This is a genomic window from Pullulanibacillus camelliae (genome assembly GCF_014642655.1).
In the GTDB taxonomy this organism is placed as follows: domain Bacteria; phylum Bacillota; class Bacilli; order Bacillales; family Sporolactobacillaceae; genus Pullulanibacillus; species Pullulanibacillus camelliae.
In genome coordinates, this window is the sequence record NZ_BMIR01000009.1 from 78,295 (window position 1) to 99,887 (window position 21,593).

General features: G+C 42.2%; 21 protein-coding genes, 1 pseudogene and 1 riboswitch. Of the genes and pseudogenes, 18 read left to right on the plus strand and 4 right to left on the minus strand.

Annotated features, from left to right (window positions below; genetic code table 11):
• The first annotated feature begins 164 nt into the window (after positions 1–164).
• From IEW82_RS10665 to thrR, 3 genes are all read left to right on the plus strand, one after another.
• Positions 165–704 carry a Spo0B C-terminal domain-containing protein gene (locus IEW82_RS10665; protein ID WP_188693575.1) on the plus strand — a complete coding sequence of 180 codons (540 nt, stop codon included), beginning with the start codon at positions 165–167 and terminating at the stop codon, positions 702–704.
• A 13-nt stretch (positions 705–717) separates the two neighbouring features.
• Positions 718–2,001, plus strand: coding sequence for a GTPase ObgE (gene obgE, locus IEW82_RS10670; RefSeq protein ID WP_188693579.1), 1,284 nt, complete (start codon positions 718–720; stop codon positions 1,999–2,001).
• A 444-nt stretch (positions 2,002–2,445) separates the two neighbouring features.
• Positions 2,446–2,895 (plus strand): transcriptional regulator ThrR, encoded by a 450-nt coding sequence (gene thrR, locus IEW82_RS10675; RefSeq protein WP_188693582.1) that lies wholly within the window; start codon positions 2,446–2,448, stop codon positions 2,893–2,895.
• Here thrR and IEW82_RS10680 read toward each other — a convergent pair.
• Positions 2,892–3,434: a transcription repressor NadR gene (locus tag IEW82_RS10680; protein ID WP_188693584.1), complete on the minus strand. Its 543-nt coding sequence runs from the start codon at positions 3,432–3,434 to the stop codon at positions 2,892–2,894. The genes thrR and IEW82_RS10680 overlap by 4 nt on opposite strands.
• Before the next feature lie 166 nt (positions 3,435–3,600).
• On the opposite strand from IEW82_RS10680, the gene IEW82_RS10685 reads away from it, so the two are divergent.
• Together IEW82_RS10685 and IEW82_RS10690 are read left to right on the plus strand one after the other, a co-directional pair.
• The gene (locus IEW82_RS10685) at positions 3,601–5,049 is read left to right on the plus strand and encodes a LysM peptidoglycan-binding domain-containing protein (RefSeq protein ID WP_188693587.1); all 1,449 of its coding nucleotides are present in this window, start codon (positions 3,601–3,603) and stop codon (positions 5,047–5,049) included.
• Positions 5,050–5,328: 279 nt separating this feature from the next.
• Positions 5,329–5,865, plus strand: a complete 537-nt coding sequence (locus tag IEW82_RS10690; protein ID WP_188693590.1) for a YhcN/YlaJ family sporulation lipoprotein — start codon at positions 5,329–5,331, stop codon at positions 5,863–5,865.
• Positions 5,866–5,975: 110 nt separating this feature from the next.
• On the opposite strand, the gene IEW82_RS10695 is transcribed toward IEW82_RS10690, so the two are convergent.
• Positions 5,976–6,146 carry an anti-repressor SinI family protein gene (locus IEW82_RS10695; protein WP_229672513.1) on the minus strand — a complete coding sequence of 57 codons (171 nt, stop codon included), beginning with the start codon at positions 6,144–6,146 and terminating at the stop codon, positions 5,976–5,978.
• Positions 6,127–6,210, minus strand: a riboswitch (cyclic di-GMP riboswitch). (Overlaps the previous gene by 20 nt.)
• A gap of 223 nt (positions 6,211–6,433) precedes the next feature.
• Between IEW82_RS10695 and IEW82_RS10700 the strand changes: the two genes are divergently transcribed.
• The 7 genes from IEW82_RS10700 (at position 6,434) to yajC (ending at position 12,258) form a co-directional block, all read left to right on the plus strand.
• Positions 6,434–6,952 (plus strand): BofC C-terminal domain-containing protein, encoded by a 519-nt coding sequence (locus tag IEW82_RS10700; protein WP_188693593.1) that lies wholly within the window; start codon positions 6,434–6,436, stop codon positions 6,950–6,952.
• 916 nt (positions 6,953–7,868) lie between these two features.
• Complete coding sequence (gene ruvA, locus IEW82_RS10705) at positions 7,869–8,462, plus strand: Holliday junction branch migration protein RuvA (RefSeq protein ID WP_188693597.1); 594 nt, start codon at positions 7,869–7,871, stop codon at positions 8,460–8,462.
• A 27-nt stretch (positions 8,463–8,489) separates the two neighbouring features.
• Positions 8,490–9,473 carry a Holliday junction branch migration DNA helicase RuvB gene (gene ruvB / locus IEW82_RS10710; protein WP_373285715.1) on the plus strand — a complete coding sequence of 328 codons (984 nt, stop codon included), beginning with the start codon at positions 8,490–8,492 and terminating at the stop codon, positions 9,471–9,473.
• Positions 9,474–9,476: 3 nt separating this feature from the next.
• Entirely contained in the window at positions 9,477–9,677 is a 201-nt protein-coding gene (locus IEW82_RS10715; RefSeq protein WP_188693604.1) for a DUF2905 domain-containing protein, read from the plus strand.
• 22 nt (positions 9,678–9,699) lie between these two features.
• Positions 9,700–10,764 carry a tRNA preQ1(34) S-adenosylmethionine ribosyltransferase-isomerase QueA gene (gene queA / locus IEW82_RS10720; protein WP_188693607.1) on the plus strand — a complete coding sequence of 355 codons (1,065 nt, stop codon included), beginning with the start codon at positions 9,700–9,702 and terminating at the stop codon, positions 10,762–10,764.
• On the plus strand, positions 10,742–11,884 hold the full coding sequence (gene tgt / locus IEW82_RS10725; protein WP_188693609.1) for a tRNA guanosine(34) transglycosylase Tgt: 1,143 nt from the start codon (positions 10,742–10,744) through the stop codon (positions 11,882–11,884). Before queA ends, tgt begins: the two co-directional genes overlap by 23 nt.
• 35 nt (positions 11,885–11,919) lie before the next feature.
• Positions 11,920–12,258, plus strand: coding sequence for a preprotein translocase subunit YajC (gene yajC / locus IEW82_RS10730; RefSeq protein WP_188693614.1), 339 nt, complete (start codon positions 11,920–11,922; stop codon positions 12,256–12,258).
• Positions 12,259–12,481: 223 nt separating this feature from the next.
• Here the strand turns inward: yajC and IEW82_RS10735 are convergent, their stop codons facing one another.
• A complete protein-coding gene (locus IEW82_RS10735; protein WP_188693617.1) occupies positions 12,482–12,868 on the minus strand; it encodes a TIGR04086 family membrane protein in 387 nt (128 codons plus the stop codon).
• Positions 12,869–13,063: 195 nt separating this feature from the next.
• Between IEW82_RS10735 and IEW82_RS10740 the strand changes: the two genes are divergently transcribed.
• A complete protein-coding gene (locus IEW82_RS10740; protein ID WP_188693620.1) occupies positions 13,064–13,726 on the plus strand; it encodes a DUF421 domain-containing protein in 663 nt (220 codons plus the stop codon).
• Between the two features lie 9 nt (positions 13,727–13,735).
• Here the strand turns inward: IEW82_RS10740 and spoVB are convergent, their stop codons facing one another.
• Entirely contained in the window at positions 13,736–15,289 is a 1,554-nt protein-coding gene (gene spoVB / locus IEW82_RS10745; protein WP_188693624.1) for a stage V sporulation protein B, read from the minus strand.
• Positions 15,290–15,527: 238 nt separating this feature from the next.
• Here spoVB and IEW82_RS10750 point away from each other — a divergent pair, with 238 nt between their 5' ends.
• The 5 genes and pseudogenes from IEW82_RS10750 to IEW82_RS10770 all read left to right on the plus strand — a co-directional run bounded on the left by IEW82_RS10750 (position 15,528) and on the right by IEW82_RS10770 (position 21,519).
• Complete coding sequence (locus tag IEW82_RS10750; RefSeq protein WP_188693626.1) at positions 15,528–15,830, plus strand: post-transcriptional regulator; 303 nt, start codon at positions 15,528–15,530, stop codon at positions 15,828–15,830.
• A gap of 169 nt (positions 15,831–15,999) precedes the next feature.
• Positions 16,000–18,211, plus strand: a pseudogene (secDF, locus tag IEW82_RS10755) (protein translocase subunit SecDF).
• Between the two features lie 75 nt (positions 18,212–18,286).
• Positions 18,287–18,625 (plus strand): LapA family protein, encoded by a 339-nt coding sequence (locus IEW82_RS10760; protein ID WP_188693629.1) that lies wholly within the window; start codon positions 18,287–18,289, stop codon positions 18,623–18,625.
• A gap of 31 nt (positions 18,626–18,656) precedes the next feature.
• Positions 18,657–21,005: a single-stranded-DNA-specific exonuclease RecJ gene (gene recJ, locus IEW82_RS10765; protein WP_188693632.1), complete on the plus strand. Its 2,349-nt coding sequence runs from the start codon at positions 18,657–18,659 to the stop codon at positions 21,003–21,005.
• Position 21,006: 1 nt separating this feature from the next.
• Positions 21,007–21,519, plus strand: a complete 513-nt coding sequence (locus IEW82_RS10770) for an adenine phosphoribosyltransferase (RefSeq protein WP_188693635.1) — start codon at positions 21,007–21,009, stop codon at positions 21,517–21,519.
• The last annotated feature ends 74 nt before the right edge of the window (positions 21,520–21,593 follow it).

Genomic DNA, 21,593 nt, shown 5'->3' on the forward strand with positions numbered 1-21,593 from the left:
CTTTGGCTGGTTTTTTAGCACTATAAGGGAAAAAACATGTTATAGTTACTTTCTTGTGGTGTATTTAATGAATAGAGTATGACTTCTCGCCCCATGATCATTCATGATATGAGAAGTCAAGTTTTCCAGCTCATAAGAACGTCGGTATATAGGAGATTTCGACGATGCATGATCCGGATAAGATGATTGACTTATTGCGAGCCATTAGACACGATTGGCTAAACGAGTTACAACTTATAAAAGCTAATCTAGATTTAAACCGAGTAGAACGTGTATCAGAAATTGTAGACCTGCTTGTTTCTAAGGCAAAAAATGAGGCGCAGCTTTCAAATTTATGTGCGCCAAAAACGGCTGCTTATTTACTGACCTATAATTTAAATCGACCTATGGTGACATTAGATGTTGAAGTGGTAGGAAAGGTCCTGGATTTATCACATGCTGATGAATGCCTTTATACCTATTTTCTTAACGTTTTAACCTATTTTAATACGAAGGCTGAACAGCAAGCGAATAATAATGTCACCATCAGCATTGATCTTGAGGAGCATCAGGCAACCTTTACAATAGATTTTGCTGGGAGCCTTACAGATGTTCTAGAGTCGGAACGTTTTTTTATGAAACAAGCATCGTATCATTCTTTAGACTATGTAACAAAATATATACATAAAGAAGAGGCGATTTTAGCCTTTATTATCACCACATAACTGAGGTGGAAGCATGTTTGTAGATCAGGTTAAAGTGTATGTTAAAGGTGGCGACGGCGGTAACGGTATTGTTGCTTTCCGTCGTGAGAAATATGTCCCTAACGGTGGCCCTGCTGGTGGCGATGGTGGTAAAGGTGGCAATGTTGTGTTTAAGGTGGACGAAGGTCTCCGAACTTTGATGGATTTTCGCTTTCAAAGACATTTTAAAGCCAAGCGCGGAGAAAATGGCGGTCCTAAAAATCAGCATGGAAAAAATGCTGACGATCTTGTTGTTCGTGTACCACCAGGGACAATTGTGTATGATCAAGATACTGACGACTTGATTGCTGACTTGACCGAGCAAGGCCAGGAAGCAATCATTGCCCGTGGGGGAAGAGGGGGAAGAGGAAATACAAGGTTTTCAACCCCGGCGAACCCCGCACCTTATCATGCAGAAAATGGGGAACCCGGTATAGAACGCAATATTCGTATTGAGCTAAAGCTCTTGGCCGATGTGGGCTTGGTGGGCTTTCCAAGCGTAGGAAAATCCACCCTTTTATCGGTCGTTTCAGCGGCTAAGCCTAAGGTGGCCGAGTATCATTTTACGACAATTTCTCCTAACTTAGGCGTTGTTGCTGTTGATGAGGCTAAAAGCTTTGTGATTGCCGACCTGCCTGGGCTGATTGAAGGGGCTCATCTTGGCGCGGGTTTAGGCCATCAGTTTTTACGTCATATTGAACGCACGCGGGTGATTATCCATGTGATTGATATGTCTGGATCAGAGGGGCGCGATCCTTTTGATGATTATGTCAAAATAAATGATGAACTAAGACAATATGAATATCGCTTGATGGAGCGTCCACAGGTTATTGCAGCAAATAAAATGGACGTGCCTGGGGCCGAAGATCATCTCGAGCGTTTTAAAACACAGCTAGAAGAAGAGGTGCCGATCTTTCCAATTTCAGCCGTTGCTAAAACAGGTATTCAGCCTCTCATGAATTATGTCGGAGAGCTTGTTGAACACACGCCGATGTTCCCTCTTGGCATTTCTGAAGAGGTAGAAGATAAGGTGGTTTATCGGGCGACAGAAGAGGAAGACCCTTTTATTATTACGCGGGATGATGATGGCGCTTTTGTTGTTTCCGGGGAAAAAATAGAAAAATTATTTATCATGACGGATTTTAATCGTGAGGAGTCCGTGCGACGATTCGCAAAAAGAATGCGTGGCATGGGGTTGGATGATGCGCTTCGCAAACGCGGCATCGAGGATGGAGATACGGTAAGAATTCGTGATTTTGAGTTTGAATTTGTTAACTAAGGGAGAGCCAGCTCTCCTTTTTTGAAGGATCAGAAAGTATAAAATTTCTGGTCATGAGGATGATGCGGATTTCCGCTCCAGGCAGCTCGCTTTCCGCGGGGGAGTGGTAAGCCTCCTCGCGCCTTCGCACTGCGGGGGTCTTACCGATCCGATCTCCCACTTCCCGCAGGACTCTAGTCTCTGCATTATGAGTCAGCGGCGCCCGAGGAATACACGATTTTAATGTGTTCCGAATCTCGTGCCTTGCGCTCCCATCCATTTGACAAGGCAATGAAGCCTATGTCATATTGGATGATGCCCTATACTAAGGACAAGGACCGGGCATGTTTTTCGCCCGGTTTTTCTTAAGTATAATGTGGAACAAGGGGCGGAATCCAAACGCCAGCGTCTGAAATTTTCAAAATAGTTCGTATGTAAAATGTGTATGAGAGGAGAAGAGAGACCGTGCAGAAACGAGAGCAATATTATTTGGTAAGACAAGATGTATTATCTGAATCCATGCTTAAAGTTCTTGAAGCAAAACGTCTTCTTGAAACAGGTCAGGCTCAGAGTGTCACACAAGCGGTGCGTGACGTTGGGCTGAGCCGAAGTGCTTTTTATAAATATAAAGACGGCATTTTCCCTTTTCAGAAAATCATTAAGGAACAAGTGGTCACGTTATTTTTTCATCTGGAGGATCGAACCGGAATTTTAAAAAGCTTATTGAATATTATTTCCGAATCCAATGGGAACATTTTAACCGTTCATCAATCCATCCCTCTACAGGGGAGTGCCAATGTTTCCCTTTCTATTGATACGACTGAAATGAACACTGAACTGGATGCCTTTATAGAACGTTTGAAAAAATTAAGAGGGGTTAAAAAAGTCGATATTGTAGGAACCGGAGGAATTTAATCCTGATTGACCAATAATCCGGCTTCTTTTAGTGCTATACAGGCATCGCTCAGTTTTTCTTCACTACCTGCTTCAATGGTATGAAGATGAATGCCTTCCGTTAAGGCTGAAAGTAACGATGCTTTGGTCCCCTTGATTTTTTTCATGAACAGTTGGACATCTCTACGATTTTCCAGCATAAGTGATGCAGTAATTTCGCCGTACACTGGATGTTCTACAATAACATCCTTCACACGCACCCCATGATCGACAAGCAAATTTAATTCTTCTTCTGTGCGTGCTTCGTTATGCTGACAGGCAATCACTTGGACGCACTGCTCTTTCTGACCCTTTTTAAAATAAAGATACCCTCTTGCAGTCGCTAAGATTGGCTCGTTTTTGGCTTTTAATAGTGAAATGTCTTGGACAATAACCTGACGGCTGACATTCGTTTTCTTGGCGAGTTCACTTCCAGTTAAAGGCTCATCAGCCTCTTGGAGCCATTTAAGGATGGTTGTCCGCCTTTCTTCCCCTAAAAGTTTCTCTTGCTCTTGGTCCATTGTTCATTCCCCCTGATTTCTATATGATTATATTATACATAATTTAGAGAGCTAAGGCATTGATCGAAGCGTCTTAAGAAAAAAGTCCAACAAATAGAAAAAAACAGTGGCAATACGCCCAAGTGACAAATATACTGTAGTAACTTGTGCGTAGAGGAGGATACGAGTGAAAATATATATTGTTCAACTGGGCGATTCGTTGTACAAAATTGCACAGAAACATGGCGTATCTTTAGAAGACTTAAAAAAGATCAATACTCAGCTCACTGATCCGGATAATATTAAGCCAGGAATGAAAATAAAAGTCCCTTCTGGGTCAAAATATGTAAAGAAAAAAGTAAAGGCAGACAAAATTATTAAAGAAGCGCCTAAAAAAGAAATGCCAAAAAAAGAAATGCCAAAAAAAGAAATGCCAGTTAAGGAAAATGTCATGAAGGAAAACCCGATTAATCAGATTCCGGTAAAAGAAAATCCAGTCAATGAACATCCTGTGAAGGAAAATATTCCAGAAAAGAAACCTGTTATGGAAGTGAAGAAAAAAGAGCCAGTTAAGAAAAAAATTAAGGCGCCGATCAAGAAAAAAATCAAATCAGAAAAAAAACCTATTGCAAAAGAAAAAGCTGTGGAAAATATTGAAGAAAATCAACTGCCAATGAAAGACTCTAAAATCATTGCACCAACACAGCCCATGGATAACGAACCTGTTAAATCAATGAAAACAAAAGAGGAACATACATTACCTATGATGGAAGATCCTTATCCTAATGTGATGACGCCTAAAAAATCTGATTCACCAACACATGACGGGAAATGGCAGTTTCCTGATCCAGGAATGGGTGTCCCTTCTTATCAGTCGTCCAGCGGTTCCACTGTCTATGAACAGGGGCATCATCCTTACTTTCATCAACAGCCCTTTAATAATCCACAATCTGGAAAAATGAAGACGTTAAATCAAGATCCTCAGCCCTACTATCCATTTGCTGATGGTGCTTCAGATCCGCAACAGTCTCAGCAACAAGGGATGGGCTCTGGAGGATATGGTTATCCGGGCATGCCACCTGTACAGTCACAACAGCAGGGAATGATGCCAGGAGGATATGGTTATCCGGGCATGCAGCCAACACAGCATCCACAACAAGGAATGATGCCGGGGTATAGCTATCCGGGGGCTCAGTCACAGCCCCAGCAGTTTCAGCCAGGTATGCCGCAGGGCGGATATGGTTATCCGAGCATGCAGCCCATGCATCCACAACAAGGGATGATGCCAGGGGGGTATGGCTACCCCAGCACTCAACCGGACATGATGTCAGGAAGTCATCAAGAGATGGGGACTCAGGGCGCAGGCATGATGCCAGGGGCTGAAGGACAGCCTTCGCAGGAAGCTATTCCAGCCTCACAGCCTTCTTCGCAAATGCCTCCAATGGGAGGCGGTCAAATACCAGGAGGCTATGGGTATCCTCCTATGGGACAGTCGGGTCAGAGTTCCACATTGCAAACACCGCCTGGATTGACAGAGCTTCCGCATCGAGATGAAAATCCTTATACTTTATGGGAATCTCATCACAATACCATTAATTTACCCGATTTTCCTAAAAATGAAGAGGATGAAAAGTGACGATGAGAAAATCGTCGCTTTTTTTCTTAGGACTAAGAAAAAATATAGTGTGGAAAGAAAAGGTTTTTTGTGAAAAAGTTTAAAAAGCCCTGTTAGGAAATTGAGACATAGAAGCATGGATTAAAGACGACGCATAGCCTTGAAAAAAATGACATGATCGCCTCTAACTGTTAGTTTACTTTAATTGCTCCCCACACATCCTATAGATGAAAGGGGGCAATTAAACACATGAAAAAAACACTCACATTGCTTTCTACTGGTTTAATGGCTGTAGGACTAATGACAGGGTGTGGAACAGATAAAGATAATAACAACGCGATGGGGGATAATGGCGTCCGCAACATTGGCTATTATACGGATAAAAATAGGCCAAATGTCGTACCTAGAAATGATGTGTATGACAATAATGCCTCACTAAATAACAACAGAAACTACAATGATGTCAATGATAAGGATTCTGTTGCTGCTGATAGTGCACTTTCTCGTCGTATAGCTAGCCAGGTTGCTCGATTGAATAACGTTAATGACGCAAGTGCTTTTACCGACAACAATACCGTTGTCATCGGTGCGACTCTAGACAAAGATGTGAATAATAAACAAGCCGTCGAACAAAGTATTCGCTCAACGGCAAAACAACTGGCACCTGATAAAAACATCCGCGTTGTCACTGATCGTAAAATGGTCAATCGTATTGCTGATGTCAATGACCGTTTAGACAATGGTGCACCAATAAAAGAAGTACGCTCTGATATAAGTGGCATTATCAACGATTTAGGTAATGCCTTACAACGTCCTTTCCAAAATAACGCAAAATAAAAAAATCGCTGCTGCTTTTGAGGATGTCCTAAAGGAAACTTTAGAGGCATCCTCTTTTTTACTACTCACCGGTTTAACTCTGGAGCGATAGCGGTTTACTTGAAGGTGGATTAAAGCTCTTCTTTTTTCTTTAGGATTTTTCTAACATCCTCTACGCTCATGCCCATCCTTTGGGCAAGTAGAATGAGCTCAACCCATTCCTTATCAAGCTTTCTACCCCTTCTAAGATCGACCTGATTAGGCATCGTTTCCACTCCACGCTCAGGTAGCTCAGCCACCATGGGAATTTCCTTTAGGTCTGTAGCTTTGCGTCTCTCTCTTTCGAAAGATTTGCCTTTTCTGAATGATTTATTATTGATAGTGTATACTAGAATTCCTTAAAATGTTGTCGAAATTTGCAAAATTTCCATCATTTCTTAACGAATCCCGTTTAATGGCTTGTAAAATAGGGAATTAAAAAAAGTTAGTCTTTTGATTTAAAGGGATTATGGGAAGGATGGATAAACATGTCTTCTGCTGGGTAAACTAGACAATAATTAAACAATCCTCAGTATTAGAGGTGATTATCATGAAGAAGAGACTATATATTCTGCTGGTTTTGGCTTGTTTTAGCACAGGGTCATTTTTAAGTCATACGCAGGCACGGGCAGAAGAAAGAAAAGGAATACAAGTACAAGCTGTGTCATTATCACATATTCATATGAATACACGATATATAGACGGGATCTCCATACAGAAAACGATGGATAAGCATGTCCTATCCTTAAAGGATTTTTTACATCAGCATCCACAATGGACGTTGATCAAAAAAACTAAGACGGATGTATTTTTAGAGCGTAAAGTTGATGATCTTTCACCTGTTTCTAAAGCAGTGGGAGTATTAGGGCTAAAAAATGGCAATACGCTGACACTATTTAATGGCAGCCCTGAACACAATCAGATTATTCAAACCTTCTTTCAAATTGATATTCATGCCCTACAGGCTAAGGATTTTAATCGTTTAAAAACCGGAATCCCCATAACAAATAAAGAAGCGTACCAAAATATGCTTCACTTATTTGCCAAATATGAAGTGAACGTGGACTGACTCACCGCTGGGTGAGTTTTTTTTAAGATCAGAAAGTATAAAATTTCTGGTCATGAGGACGGTGCGAATTTCCGCTCCAGGCCGCTCGCTTTTCGCGGGGAGTGGTAAGTCTCCTTGCGCTGCGCACTGCTAAGGTCTTACCGATCTCCCACGTCCCGCAGGACTCTAGTCTCCGCATCATGAGTCAGCGGCGCTCGAGGAACATACGATTTTAGAGAGTTCCGCAGGCGCCTTGCGCTCCCCTCCACTTGACCAGGCAATGAAGCCTATCTTATATTGGACGATGCTCTATACTAAGGCAAGGACCGGGCATACTTTTCTCCCGGTTTTTCTAATACTATCAGGGTTTATAACTTGAATGCTTTACGGCTGCACTTTTTTGTTGAATAAATGTATTCTTTTGGATGTTAAAACCAGAGGGGAGTGTTTATCTTCACTCCATATCGCTTGTTTTCCGCAGGCACGGCCTCAGCTAACTTAAGATGGAATGATGCGGGTTCCCAGGTGGATCTTTGGACGCACGGTATTCTCAAAGGAGCTCGAGCGTCTTCTGTTCCAATCAACTGCATGGATGATGCTGTCTTTTGGTAAAAAATATTTTTGATCCTTGAATAAGTCCGGACATCGTTTTCGCATTCGGGGCTTATGCATCCTTAATGTGTGATCGTTTTATGATCACAGCAGGAGGACCAGGCGAAGCAGGACAGGTTAAGGGCTTCTGATCTAAAGGTGGTTTTTTCTGTGGCTCAAGCGGAGGAATTTGAGCTTTTCGCTCTTATGTTGTTGTATAAATTATGGTATGATGAAATGAGGCACATATGTTTTCCCTTTTATGAAAAGGAAAGTCATATTAATATATAAAATGCTAACGTATCTTTAAGTGCATTTTATAATGGGTAAGATGGAGGCAAAAGGCGTGTTTGAATTTATTCAGGGGAAGATTGCTCACGTGACAAGTGAGTCAGTTACTATTGAAAATCAGGGAATAGGTTACCTAATCTATTGTCCTAATCCATTTTCATTTCAACCGATTGGACAAGAACTGATAATCTATACATACCACTACGTTCGTGAGGATGCCATTCATTTATATGGCTTTAAAACAAGGGAAGAGCGCTCATTATTTAAACATTTATTAAGCGTTTCTGGCATTGGACCAAAAGGGGCGCTTGCTATATTGGCAACGGGAGAGCCGCAGCGTGTCATGCAAGCAATAGAGGATGAAGATGAGAAATTTCTTGTTAAATTTCCCGGCATTGGAAAGAAAACAGCGAGACAGATCATCCTGGATCTAAAGGGGAAGCTCCAAGGTGCTTTTACCGAGTACTCTTTATTTTCAGAGCCAGCGTCTGCGCAGGAAGATACGGGATTGGAAGAGGCGAGTCAAGCGCTTCAAGCTCTAGGATATTCTGAACGAGAAATTAAAAAAATTATGCCAAGGCTTGAGAATCAGGATCTAACACCTGAACAATACGTTAAAGCGGCGCTTAAGCTCATGCTGAAAAATTAGGGGGTGAGCCTAATGTCTGAAGGACGCATGGTTTCTCAGGAAGCGGATGTATACGAAGAGCAGATTGAAACATCAATACGTCCACAGAGTCTTGAAGATTATATTGGTCAATCAAAGGCGAAAGAGAACCTTAAGATCTTTATAGAGGCAGCAAAGCAGCGTAACGAGGCTTTGGATCACGTCTTATTATATGGTCCACCTGGATTAGGGAAAACCACGCTTTCAATGATCATTGCTCATGAAATGGGGGTCAATATTCGTACAACGTCTGGACCAGCAATCGAACGCCCTGGTGATTTGGCAGCAATTTTAACGGCACTTGAGCCTGGAGATGTTTTATTTATTGATGAAATTCATCGCCTGCCGCGCACGGTTGAGGAAGTGCTTTATCCAGCTATGGAGGATTTTTGCTTAGATATTGTTGTCGGTAAGGGGGAAACCGCCCATTCGATGCGTATTGATTTACCCCCCTTTACACTTGTTGGGGCAACGACAAGGGCCGGCTATTTGTCTCCCCCTTTAAGGGATCGGTTTGGCGTGATATTGCGCCTGCAATTTTATGAGGTGGACGAGCTTGCGGCGATTGTTACTCGGACCGCAGCAGTTTTGAATACAAGCATTGGCAATGAGGCTTCATTTGAGATTGCCAGTCGTTCACGCGGGACACCGAGGATTGCTAACCGACTTTTAAGAAGAATACGAGATTTTGCTCAGGTTGTGGGCACAGGGGACATTCAATTAGAAGTGACCCGTCAAGCGTTAGAACAGCTTCAAGTCGATGAAAAAGGGCTTGATCACATTGATCACCAATTATTAACGAGCATTATTCATAAATTCAACGGGGGACCCGTGGGGTTAGATACGATTGCTGCAACGATTGGGGAAGAAAGGCACACCATCGAAGATGTTTATGAACCCTATCTTCTCCAAATTGGCTTTTTACAGAGAACACCCAGAGGTCGGATGGTTACGCCTCTGGTTTATGAGCACTTAAATATTAAAGGAGTTTAGACGATGCAGGATATGGCTAAGCTTTTGATGCTCATTGGTATGCTCCTCTTTTTATTTGGAGCATTGTGGTATGTGATTGGCCGGCTACCTGGAGATATCGTGATTAAAAAGGGGCATACCACTTTTTATTTTCCAATCATGACTTCAATTGTCATCAGTCTTGTTCTTTCCTTGATTGTCTATATCGTCAACCGATTTCGTTAACTGTTTTGAGGTGAAGTAAAGGATGGACGTTTCATTATTTGATTTTGAATTACCTGAAGAATTAATTGCACAAACACCATTAAAGGCTCGCGATGCTTCAAGACTCATGGTGCTGCATCCGAACGAAGGGCAAATTGATCATCGGCATTTTTATGACATTGTCGATTATTTTAATCCAGGCGATAGTTTAGTTCTCAATGACACTAAGGTTCTCCCCGCCCGCTTATTTGGCATCAAGTCTGATACGGGTGCTAAAGTGGAAGTTTTACTTCTTAAACAACTGGAGGAAGACGAGTGGGAATGTCTGGTTAAGCCCGCTAAAAGGATTAATGTCGGTACAACAGTTGATTTTGGCAATGGAAAATTAAGGGCATATTGTACCCGAATGGCAGAGGAAGGGCGACGTTATTTTCGATTTGAGTATGAGGGGATATTCAATGAAATTCTTGATGAATTAGGAAATATGCCTCTTCCTCCTTATATACGTGAACAGCTTGAGGATCGCGAGCGTTATCAAACGGTTTATGCCAAGCATGAGGGCTCTGCAGCAGCCCCCACTGCCGGACTGCATTTTACAGAGGAATTATTGCAAAGGCTTAAGGATAAAGGCGTTCATATTTCTTTTATCACGCTTCATGTGGGTTTGGGAACGTTTCGCCCTGTCAAAACTGATACTATCGAAGACCATCATATGCATGCGGAATTTTATCGCATGCCAGACGAAGTGGCAGAGCAGCTGAATAAAACGCGACAAGAAGGCGGGCGTGTCATTGCGGTAGGGACCACGGTAATTCGTACGCTAGAAACCATTGCGACGAAGTATAATGGACAGTTTGAAGGCTCTTCGGGATGGACAGATATCTTTATCTATCCTGGCTATCGCTATCAAGGTGTCGATGGATTTATCACCAATTTTCATCTGCCAAAATCCACGCTAATCATGCTTGTCAGTGCTTTTGCTGGACGTGAATTTCTCATGTCTGCTTACAGAGAAGCTGTAAAAGAACGCTACCGTTTTTTTAGCTTTGGTGATGCGATGCTTGTGCTAGAAAGGAATAACAGAGATGACAGCAGCAGTAACCTATGAATGTATTAAAGTGTGTCAACAATCAGGTGCGCGGTTAGGAAAGCTCCATACGCCACATGGAACGTTCGACACGCCAATGTTTATGCCTGTAGGCACATTGGCAACCGTAAAAACAATGAGCCCAGAAGAATTAAAGGAAATGGGCGCTGGTGTGATTTTAAGTAACACGTATCACCTCTGGTTGCGCCCAGGGGAAGATATTGTGGAGGAAGCGGGTGGCCTTCATCAGTTTATGAACTGGGATCAGGGCATTCTAACAGACTCTGGAGGCTTTCAGGTATTCAGTCTCAGTGACCTGCGTGAGATCACTGAAGAAGGGGTACATTTCCGCAACCATCTTAATGGGGAGAAGCTGTTTTTAACCCCTGAAAAATCGATTCATATTCAAAATGCTTTAGGGTCAGATATCATGATGGCTTTTGATGAGTGCCCGCCTTATCCTGCTGAAAGAGAATATCTTATCGATTCCTTAGAGCGTACCAGTCGCTGGGCAGAGCGTTGTCTAGCCGCCAATAAACATCCAGATCGCCAAGCGCTATTTGGTATTGTTCAGGGTGGGGTTTATGAAGATTTACGTAAGCGAAGCGCGGAAGCATTGACATCACTAGATTTTCCTGGCTATGCAGTGGGAGGACTCTCTGTTGGTGAACCAAAAGATTTAATGTACGAGGCCCTTGAATATACAACGCCCTTGCTTCCAACAAATAAGCCCCGTTATCTCATGGGGGTAGGCTCCCCAGATGCTCTAGTTGAAGGGGCGATTCGTGGCATCGATATGTTTGACTGTGTACTCCCAACGCGCATCGCCCGCAATGGCACATGTATGACAAGTGCGGGACGTCTTGTGATACGCAATGCCAAATATGCGCGTGATTTCAGACCGATTGATGAGCAATGTGATTGTCATGTTTGTAAAACATACAGTCGGGCGTATATAAGACATCTTGTTAAAGCAAATGAAACATTCGGATTTCGACTTACTACTTACCATAATCTCTATTTTTTGATAAAATTGATGGAGCGTGTCCGTGATGCCATACGCGAAGATCGTCTCATTGATTTTAAAGATGAATTTTTTGAGCAATATGGTTTTAATCAACCAAACGCTAAGAATTTTTAAAGCTTAGGCTTTAACTACATAAAGGAGTGATAGGAATGGGTGGAGCAGGTTTAATTATCATGCTGGTAATCTTTTTTGCGATCTTTTATTTTCTGTTGATTCGTCCTCAACAAAAGAGACAGAAGAAAACACAGGAAATGCAAAGTGGTCTCGAAAAGGGCGATAAAATCGCAACCATTGGTGGTCTTCATGGTATTGTTGAAGTGATTGAGGATAACCAAGTGACGATTAAATGTCATGGCAATACGAAGTTGACTTTTGATCGCAGCGCGATTCGTGAGGTTTTGCAAAAGAAAGTTAATCCTCATGAAAAAGAAGCTAAAAAAGACGAAGAACCAGCAAAAGAGGAAGAAAAACAAGAGCAGGATTCATAATCACAAACCACCCGTGAGAACGGGTGGTTGCTCTATTTTTAGACCCCTCTATCTATCACTTTGTTTTGAGAGTATGCGCCAGTTGTTTTTCGAGGAACATTCATGTAGTGGGCACGTCAGGTGAGCCTTTTCAAAAATATTTAAAATATAAGGTCTTTCTCATACACTATATCCCCTAGATAGAAGTCCAGGGAAAGCGATGGCTATACATCCTATGCGAGAGTCAGCGTTTTTTTGATGCGCCGCTGAGGTTAACTCCGATAATGCCTCCCATGCCTGTGACAATAATATTCACTAAGATGGTCAGATATTGGTCCCATCCTAAAGGGCGATCATAGCCTAAAAAAAGAATAAGATAAATCAATAGTGAATAGGAAAAACCTGTGCTTGCGCCTATAAATAGCCCCTTTTCCCTCATTTTTGCTCCAGCAATGATTCCACCAATGAATAAAGCGCAGAATGAGATAATTAACATCGGCAGTTCCCCGATAGAGAATTCATCTAATGATGTAAATTTAAAAAGAGTTGCTAATACAATAGCTACAGCAATGATAAGAGCAAAGGCAGTGACCATCCCATAGCTCGCTGCAGTGACCATTTTCTTTGTCATCCATTTTCACCTCCTAAGTAACTTCTGTTAATTTATAAATATTCAGGCTCGTACGATTTAGAAGTGGAACCTCTCTCTTGCTTGGCAGAATGGCCTGATAATCGCTCATTTTTTGCTCATACTAAGATGAGATACTATTTCAAAGGAGAAGTCAGAGCGCAACTATATCTTTAAGCAAGGAAAGGAGACTGTATAATGATTACTGTTGTACTTAGAACCCTGATATTGTATGTCATTATATTGTTGACCTTTCGTTTAATGGGAAAGAGGGAGATTGGTCAGTTGAGCGTGGTTGACTTTGTCGTTTCGATAATGATTGCAGAGCTTGCAGTATTATCTATAGAAGAGCCAAACCGCTCATTAGTTTCAACGGTTATCCCGATTGGTATTTTATTTTTTATTCAATTTGCTTTAGCACTCATTGCGTTGAAGACGCCTTTTTTACGGCATATTTTTGATGGAAAACCGACAACAATTATCAAAGAGGGAAAAATTGATCAAAAACAAATGCGCAAGCAACGCTATAATTATGATGATTTGATGATGCAATTAAGAGAAAAAAACGTCAGAGATATTGCGGATGTCGAGTTTGCGATTTTAGAACCGAATGGCAAGCTTTCTGTATTGCAAAAAATGAACGAGGATGAGGCCCGAAATCAAAGAATGGCCTATTCCTTTCTTCCGGTGACATTGATTTTAAATGGGATTGTTCAAGAAAAGGCATTAGAGCAATTACATAAAACGCCTTTATGGCTGAGACAAAAGCTTAGAGAACTGGGCTATCGGCAGGTTAAGGATATTGCCTGCTGTATTCTCGATAAAAATAAAGTATTTCATATAAAATTAATAAAAGAATAATGGGAGGCCTTACGCCACCCATTTGTTAATGATGGGGAAGTGAGACAATTCTTCTTTGGTAATCATGCGAAGGACGAATAAAAGAATGGTGTAGATGAGAGTGACAAAGAGAATTAAGGTGAGTGTCCTGGGTAAGAGTGCCCAATCTACTAAAAGGGAATGGTTGAAGAATCTTGCAGTCAATCCTGTAAGAACTAATAAAATGCCACCCTTTATGAAAATGATTGTGTTGAGTTTGAATTGAATGGCTTTGACCACGGTCGCAAAATGAAGTAGGGTGACGAGAACGATGCTTGCTGAAAATCCTAGTGCTGCCCCCATGATACCTAGTTCTGGGCGAGAGGCTAAGACGAAAACGAAAGCGATTTTAACCACTGCGCCGATCAAACTATTGATCATTGCTGCCTTAGCTAGATCCAGGGCTTGTAGAGCGGCGGCAAGTGGTGATTGGAAATAAAGTAAGAAGAAAAAGGGTGCGACCACATAAATATAGACAGCGGAATGTGGAGAGTGATACATAAGCTCCATAATAGGTCTCGCGAATACCAAGCAAATAATTGTTGAAAAGCCTCCAGCAATGAGGGCAATTTTTAATGCTTGATTCAATCTAAAAAAGATGGTGGGAAGACGATTTTGTGCAGCGGCTTCGCTAATTGTGGGGACAAGCGAGACATGTAAGGCATGTGTAATAAAGCCGGCCAACCCTAATACGGGAAAAGCGTAGCCAACAAGTTCACCATATTGACTGGTGGCAAGAGAGGTTGCCACCCCAGCTAAAGCCAGACTTTGAGCGACGACGATTGGCTCAAGAAAGTAGGAAATCGATCCGATCAAACGGCTTCCGGTAGTCGGCAGAGCGATATTCATGAGTTGCTTGAAGGTGTCTTTCCCGCCATTTAAGTAGCTCCAAAAGTTCCGTCGTATGCGCACTTGTTTTTTGTGCTTGAAAGACCAAAGCATATAAAAGAGCGAGATCAATTCGCCGATAACTCCTGAAATCATGGCACCTCCAGCGGCGTATTCAATGCCATAAGGGAGCAGGGCTTGAGCGAGTGCGGCCACGAGAGAAATCCGGACCATTTGTTCAATGACTTGAGAGTAGGCATAAGGCTTCATATTTTGCATTCCCTGAAAGTATCCCCGTAAAACCGAAGCGATGCCGACTATGGGAATGATCGGTGTGATCGCAAGAAGGGGGTAGAGTGTACGCTCATCGGTGAATAATAAGTGAGCAGCAAAAGGGGCAATAATCATCAAAGCAATGGTAAAAATAATGCTTAATGTCCCGACAACAAAAAAGGAAACGGTTAAAATGCGTTTGATTTTTTTATGATCCCCGTAAGCAGCGGCTTCGGCAACAAGCTTTGAAATCGCTACGGGCAGCCCCAGCTGAGTCAGCGTAACAGTCAATAAGAGCGTAGGATAAGCCATCATATAAAGTCCCACTCCAACATCCCCAACGATGCGAGCAAGGACGATCTTATTGATAAAGCCGAGTATTTTTGTGATCATACCAGCGAACATTAAGGTGAATGCCCCTCTTAAGAACGATTGTCTTTGCATAGTTTTCTCCATCCTTCATCAAAAAGTCTCACGTCACATGCAAAAAGTCCTGCTGACTCATGTATATGGGAGTTATGGGCCAAGCATGACAAGTTATCACAGCTTAGATAAAATAGTTTTTATCATTGCGGGTTAGAGTGTGGTAAGATAATGAATATGAAGTTCTTTAAATGCCTGATAAAACCATTGATTAGTTCTTTAATTGAAGCATGTGAAAGGCATAAGTGGGGTGCATACAATGGATAAACCAATCGTGCATGGTGAGTGGGACAAGCGATTGCAGGATTTGAAACCATTCATAGAGAGTAAATTACAGGAGTTTCGCTTGTTAGGATTAACACACATTAAAGAAAAAGAACTTTGGGCGTTTATTAAAGAAAAGATGGAAAAGGAAGGAAAGAAGCAAAAGAAACAAGAATGGCATCTTTATGAGGTTGTCGGTCACATCATGAGTGTTTCCGTCAATGATTATATGAACAAAATCCGACTAGAGATGTTCCAAGGCGAGGATTTATTAACAATGACTCAAGAATTATTATAGGTTTACTTAAGGGATAGACCTTCGATTTCACATCGGGATATGTTAGAATGTTAATGGTCTGTTTGACAGGAAAAATTAGGACTGGCTATAATGGTGGTATTGCTTTCATTAGAATGAATGTTGATTTGAAAAGAATCGAAGGTTAATGTGAAGGGGGTAAGGAGCGATCATGGTTAAAAAGGGGAGGATCGTATCCTTTTTTGTCATCGTAGTTATACTCGCTGGGCTGATCGCCGCAACAGCAAAACCATTGATACATAATATAAAGCTTGGCCTTGATCTCCAAGGTGGCTTCGAAGTGTTATATCAAGTATCTCCGATTAATAAAGGGGATAAGGTAACAAGTGATACATTACATGATGCGGTTTCTGCCATCAATCGCCGAATTAATACACTGGGTGTCAGTGAGCCCAACGTAACGATTGAAGGCAAAAATCATATTCGCGTCCAATTAGCTGGGGTTAAAGATCAAAAAAAGGCTCGAGAGCTTTTATCAACTACAGCTAAGCTGAGCTTTAGGGATGTCGATAATAAGAAAATGCTTGATGGATCTGACTTAAAGCCAGGCAGCGCAAAGGTTGGCTTTGATCAAACCAATCAGCCGATGATCACCATGCAGCTGAAGGATGCAGATAAGTTCGCAAAGGTGACCAAAACCATCGCGGCGAAGGGTGATCCAGATAATAAATTGGTCATTTGGCTCGATTGGCATAAGGGATTGACTTATAATGATGAGATCACTAAGTCAAAGCCAGACCCTGAGTTCATTTCAGCTCCTGCTGTTCAAAAAGAAATTGATAGCAAGGATGTACAAATCACTGGTAATTTTTCGATTGATGAAGCCAATAATCTTCGGGATTTGCTCAATGCTGGGGCACTGCCTGTTAATATGAAAGAAATTTATTCGAATTCTGTTGGTGCGCAATTTGGACAAGATGCCATGAAGGATACCCTGACTGCTGGTGCCATTGGTATCGCAGCTATCTTCTTATTCATGCTTTTGTTCTATCGCTTTGGCGGGTTTATCGCAGTAGTGTCGTTGTGCGTATACTTATGGCTTGTCATAGCCGTTTTTGTCGGCTTAGAAGCTGTTCTTACTTTGCCAGGGATTGCCGCCCTCATACTTGGGGTAGGGATGGCCGTGGATGCCAATATCATTACCTTAGAGCGGATTAAGGATGAGCTGCGTTCAGGAAAGTCTGTGCTGTCTGCTTATAGAGCGGGAAACAAGCGCTCCTTTGGCACGATATTAGATGCCAACTTGACCACGCTCATTGCTGCAGCCGTCATGTTCATTTATGGAAACAGCTCGGTTAAGGGCTTTGCAGTCATGTTGATTGTCAGCATTGTAATTACGTTTATAACTTCAGTGTTTGGTTCCCGACTCTTTTTATCCCTATGGGTGAAAAGCCGAGCGCTGGATAAAAAGCCAGGAGTTTTTGGTGTGAAGAAGGGTGATATCGATGAGCTTTAAAACGATGGATTATATGAAGTTGCGACGGTTCTTTTTCACCTTATCTTCAATCTTAGTCATATTAGGGATAGTCAGCCTATTTGTTTTCAAAATGAATTTGGGTATAGATTTTTCAAGTGGAACGCGGGTCGACATTCGTGCTGACCATTCCATATCCATTAATAAAGTGTCACAAGTGATGGAGGATTTAGGCTATACACCGGAACGACCAACCTTATCTGGTAATAATAACAATTTTGCAAGTGTGAATTTAAATGAGGTGCTCACTAAAGAACAAGTGAACACACTACAGAATAAGGTGCAGGATGAATTTGGCATCAAGCCATCTGTGAGTACGGTCGATCCGACTGTTGGACGGGAGCTTGCAAAAAATGCCTTCTGGGCTGTGCTGATTTCTTCGCTCTTTATCATCATTTATGTCACGATTCGCTTTGAATTTTTACAAGGCTTAACAGCAATCCTTGCATTACTGCATGATGCCTTCTTTATCATTACAGTCTTTAGCCTGCTGCATATTGAGATAAACATTGTCTTTATCGCTGCGGTGCTGACGATCATCGGGTATTCGATTAACGATACCATCGTTACCTTTGACCGGATTCGCGAAAATATGAAACGGCATAAGAAGATTCGCAGTTTTGATGAATTGAAGGAAATCGTCAATAAAAGTATTCAGCAAACCATTGTTCGTTCAATTAATACGGTACTTACGGTTTTACTCCCCGTCATTGCTCTTTTAATCTTTGGCAGTCCATCCATCCGCACATTTACGATTGCGATGTTTATCGGACTTATTGCCGGAACCTATTCTTCAATTTTTATTGCCTCACCACTGTGGGCAGTGTTAAAGTATCGCCATATTGAAAAGCAAAACAAGAAAAAGAAGGTTCAACCGCAACAGTCATAATAAAAATAACGGATGGGGGCGGGCATGCGGATTCGACGTGTGCTCGCCTTCTTCACTTTTTAAGGAGTGTTGATAGTGAAAGGACAGTGGGGTCTCATTTTGGGACTTGTATTTGCTTTAATTATTGCCATCTTTTCTGTGATCAATGTTGATCCAGTGACGGTCAATTATTTATTTGGACATGCGAAGTGGCCGCTCATTCTTGTGATTTTAGGCTCTGTTTTAATGGGCGCACTCATCGTCGGATCATTAGGCTTGGTGAGAGTGTATAAGCTCCAGCGCACCGTGAACAGATTGACTAAGCGTCTGCATGAGTACACCGAGCTTGAATCCAACCAAGAAATGGCAAACACTACTGAAGCTTTGGATAGAGAGATAGACGCAAGGGTGGATCAGAAGAATGATTCACAGTGAGCAATTTAACTAGGAATGAGGGAGTATCACTATGCTAAAAGCAAAAATGCGCTGGGAGTTGAGGGAAGAATCGGAGCAAGAGATTGAAAATATTTCTAAATCTTTAGCGATTTCACCGATTCTTGCAGCCCTGCTCTTTAATCGTGGCTTCCGGACAGCTGAAGAGGCACGCGACTTTCTTAATATAGACAAGATGCCTTTTCATTCACCCTTTCAACTCGATGGCATGGCAGAAGCTGTGGAGCGTATCCAAAGGGCAGTTGAGAATCAAGAGAAAATTCTCGTATTTGGTGACTATGATGCCGATGGTGTTAGTAGCACCTCTGTCATGGTTCTCGGTTTAAGACAATTAGGGGCAAATGTAGATTACTATGTTCCTCATCGGTTTACCGAAGGCTACGGGCCTAATAGCCCTGCGTTTGAGAAAGCGAAGGAGCAAGGGATAACGCTGATCATCACTGTTGATACAGGCATTGCTGCAATAGAACCGATAGCGGCAGCACGTGCGATGGGGCTTGAAGTGATCGTGACGGATCACCATGAACCGCCTGCAGAATTACCTGAGGCGAGTATCATTATTAATCCTAAAAAACCGGGCTGCCCTTATCCTTTTAAAGGGTTGGCAGGGGTTGGTGTGGCTTTTAAGCTTATCCATGCATTGCTGGGTGAAGTCCCAGAGCCATTGTTAGATTTAGTTGCGGTAGGAACCATATCTGATCTTGTTCCCCTTGTGGATGAAAATCGCTTATTTGCGATTAAAGGATTACAAAGAATTGCTAGTTATCCAAGACATGGGATCCTTGCTTTATTAAAGGTAGCAGATAAGCAGCCTCAACGAATAACCGAAGATGATATCGGCTTTGGCATCGGTCCACGCATTAATGCGGCAGGACGAATGGATCATGCGCGGCCGGCTATTGAATTGATGCTTGCGGATTCGGCAGATGAGGCTGAGCAGCTAGCAGAGATGCTTGATGATTACAATAATGAACGCAAGCAATTGGTAGAGGAGATGGCGGAGGAAGCAATGGCAAAGGTTGCCCTCATGCCAGAAGAGCTTCGAGATGTCATCGTTGTAGCGGGCGAAGATTGGCATGAAGGAGTCATTGGCATCGTTGCCTCGCGATTAGTTGAAGCTTATTATCGTCCAGCCATTGTATTTGCCGTGGATTCAGATACAGGAATGGCGAAGGGCTCAGCAAGAAGCATAGAAGGATTTGATATCTATCAGGCGCTCACCACATGTAAAACGCTACTGCCTCATTTTGGCGGGCATCCGATGGCAGCTGGAATGTCCATTCATCACGATGATATCGCAGCTTTGCGCGAGCAGTTAAATGTCTATGGAAAGACGCTGCTAACACCGGAAGTGCTGACGCCACGAACGCTCATTGATCATGTCTACGCTCTGGAGGAGCTATCGCTTGAGGCTATTGAAGATCTGCAGCGCTTAGCCCCATATGGAGTGGGAAATCCGAAACCGCAATTTTTATTTAAAAATCTGACGATTGCTTCGATAAAGCAGATTGGCAGCAATAAAGATCATTTGAAATTTGTCCTAACAAAGGATGAGGAGACGCTTGATGCGATTGGCTTTAGAATCGGTGATTTGTATCATCAAATTACACCTGATGCACGTTTGTCAATCGTGGGAGAATTAGCGATTAATGAGTGGAATGGGTATAGAAAACCTCAACTGATGATTAAGGATATTCAAGTTCCTCAATGGCAGCTCTTTGATTACAGAGGAAATCCTCAGGCATTGGCAGCTCATTTAGCATCTATACCAACGGCGCAGCGTCGCCTGATATGTTTTCGCGAGGAGACGTTGCAGGCCTTGCAACTGCAGACACTTAGCAATGAGGTGGGCGTAAATGCGGCAAAGAAAACAGAAGCACCATATTTGGTTCTTTTAGATCTCCCTACTACTCGTGATGAGCTCGCGGCAGTGTTTGAACAACGTGAGACATTTCCAGAGCGCATCTACGTGGTTTTCTACCAAAATAGTGAGCACTTTTTTACAAGCTTTCCGACAAGAGAGCAATTTAAATGGCTTTATGCCTTTCTTTTTAAGAAAAAGCAATTGAGTTATGCACAAGCTTTACAAGCCATTCCCAAACATAAGGGCTGGAGTCAGGAGCTTGTAAAATTTATGTTTGAAGTGTTTTTTGAATTGGATTTTGCTACAATAGAGAAGGACATTGTCCAGATATCGATTAATCCTAATAAAAAGTCTTTAACAGAATCGCACTTATATGTTCAGAGACAGGAGCTCTCTAAAATAGAAGAACTCTTTTGCTATTCTCCAAAAAGAGAATTAAAAAAATGGTTTAATCAATTTAATCATGATTTGACACCCGCTGAGGAGGCCTTTGTTTAAGATGGATTTTAAAGATCACATTAAGATTATTGAAGATTTTCCAAAGGAAGGAATTCGCTTTAAGGATATCACTCCTTTAATGCAAAATGGCAAAGTGTATAAGCAAGCAATGGATGAGATGGCTGCCTATGTCAAGAAGAAGGATGCTGATATTATCGTTGGCCCTGAAGCGCGCGGTTTTATTGTCGGTTGCCCTGTCGCCTATTCTCTTGAACTAGGCTTCGTTCCTGTAAGAAAAAACGGTAAGCTGCCTCGTGAAGTCATCAAGGTTGATTATGGTTTGGAATATGGGAATGATGCGCTGACCATTCATAAAGACAGCATTACGCCTGGACAAAAGGTCGTCATTATGGATGATCTGTTAGCCACTGGTGGAACGATCGATGCAACGATAAAATTGGTTGAGCAGCTAGGTGGCGATGTTGTTGGGCTTGCATTTATGATCGAATTGGCGTATCTTAATGGCAGAGAAAAGTTGAAGGACTATGACATTTTTACGCTGATGCAATATTAAGACAAGACGGAGGGTTGCTCGAAGCTGAGCGCTCTTTTTTCTTTCCATAAAAAACCTTGGTTTCCAAGATAGAG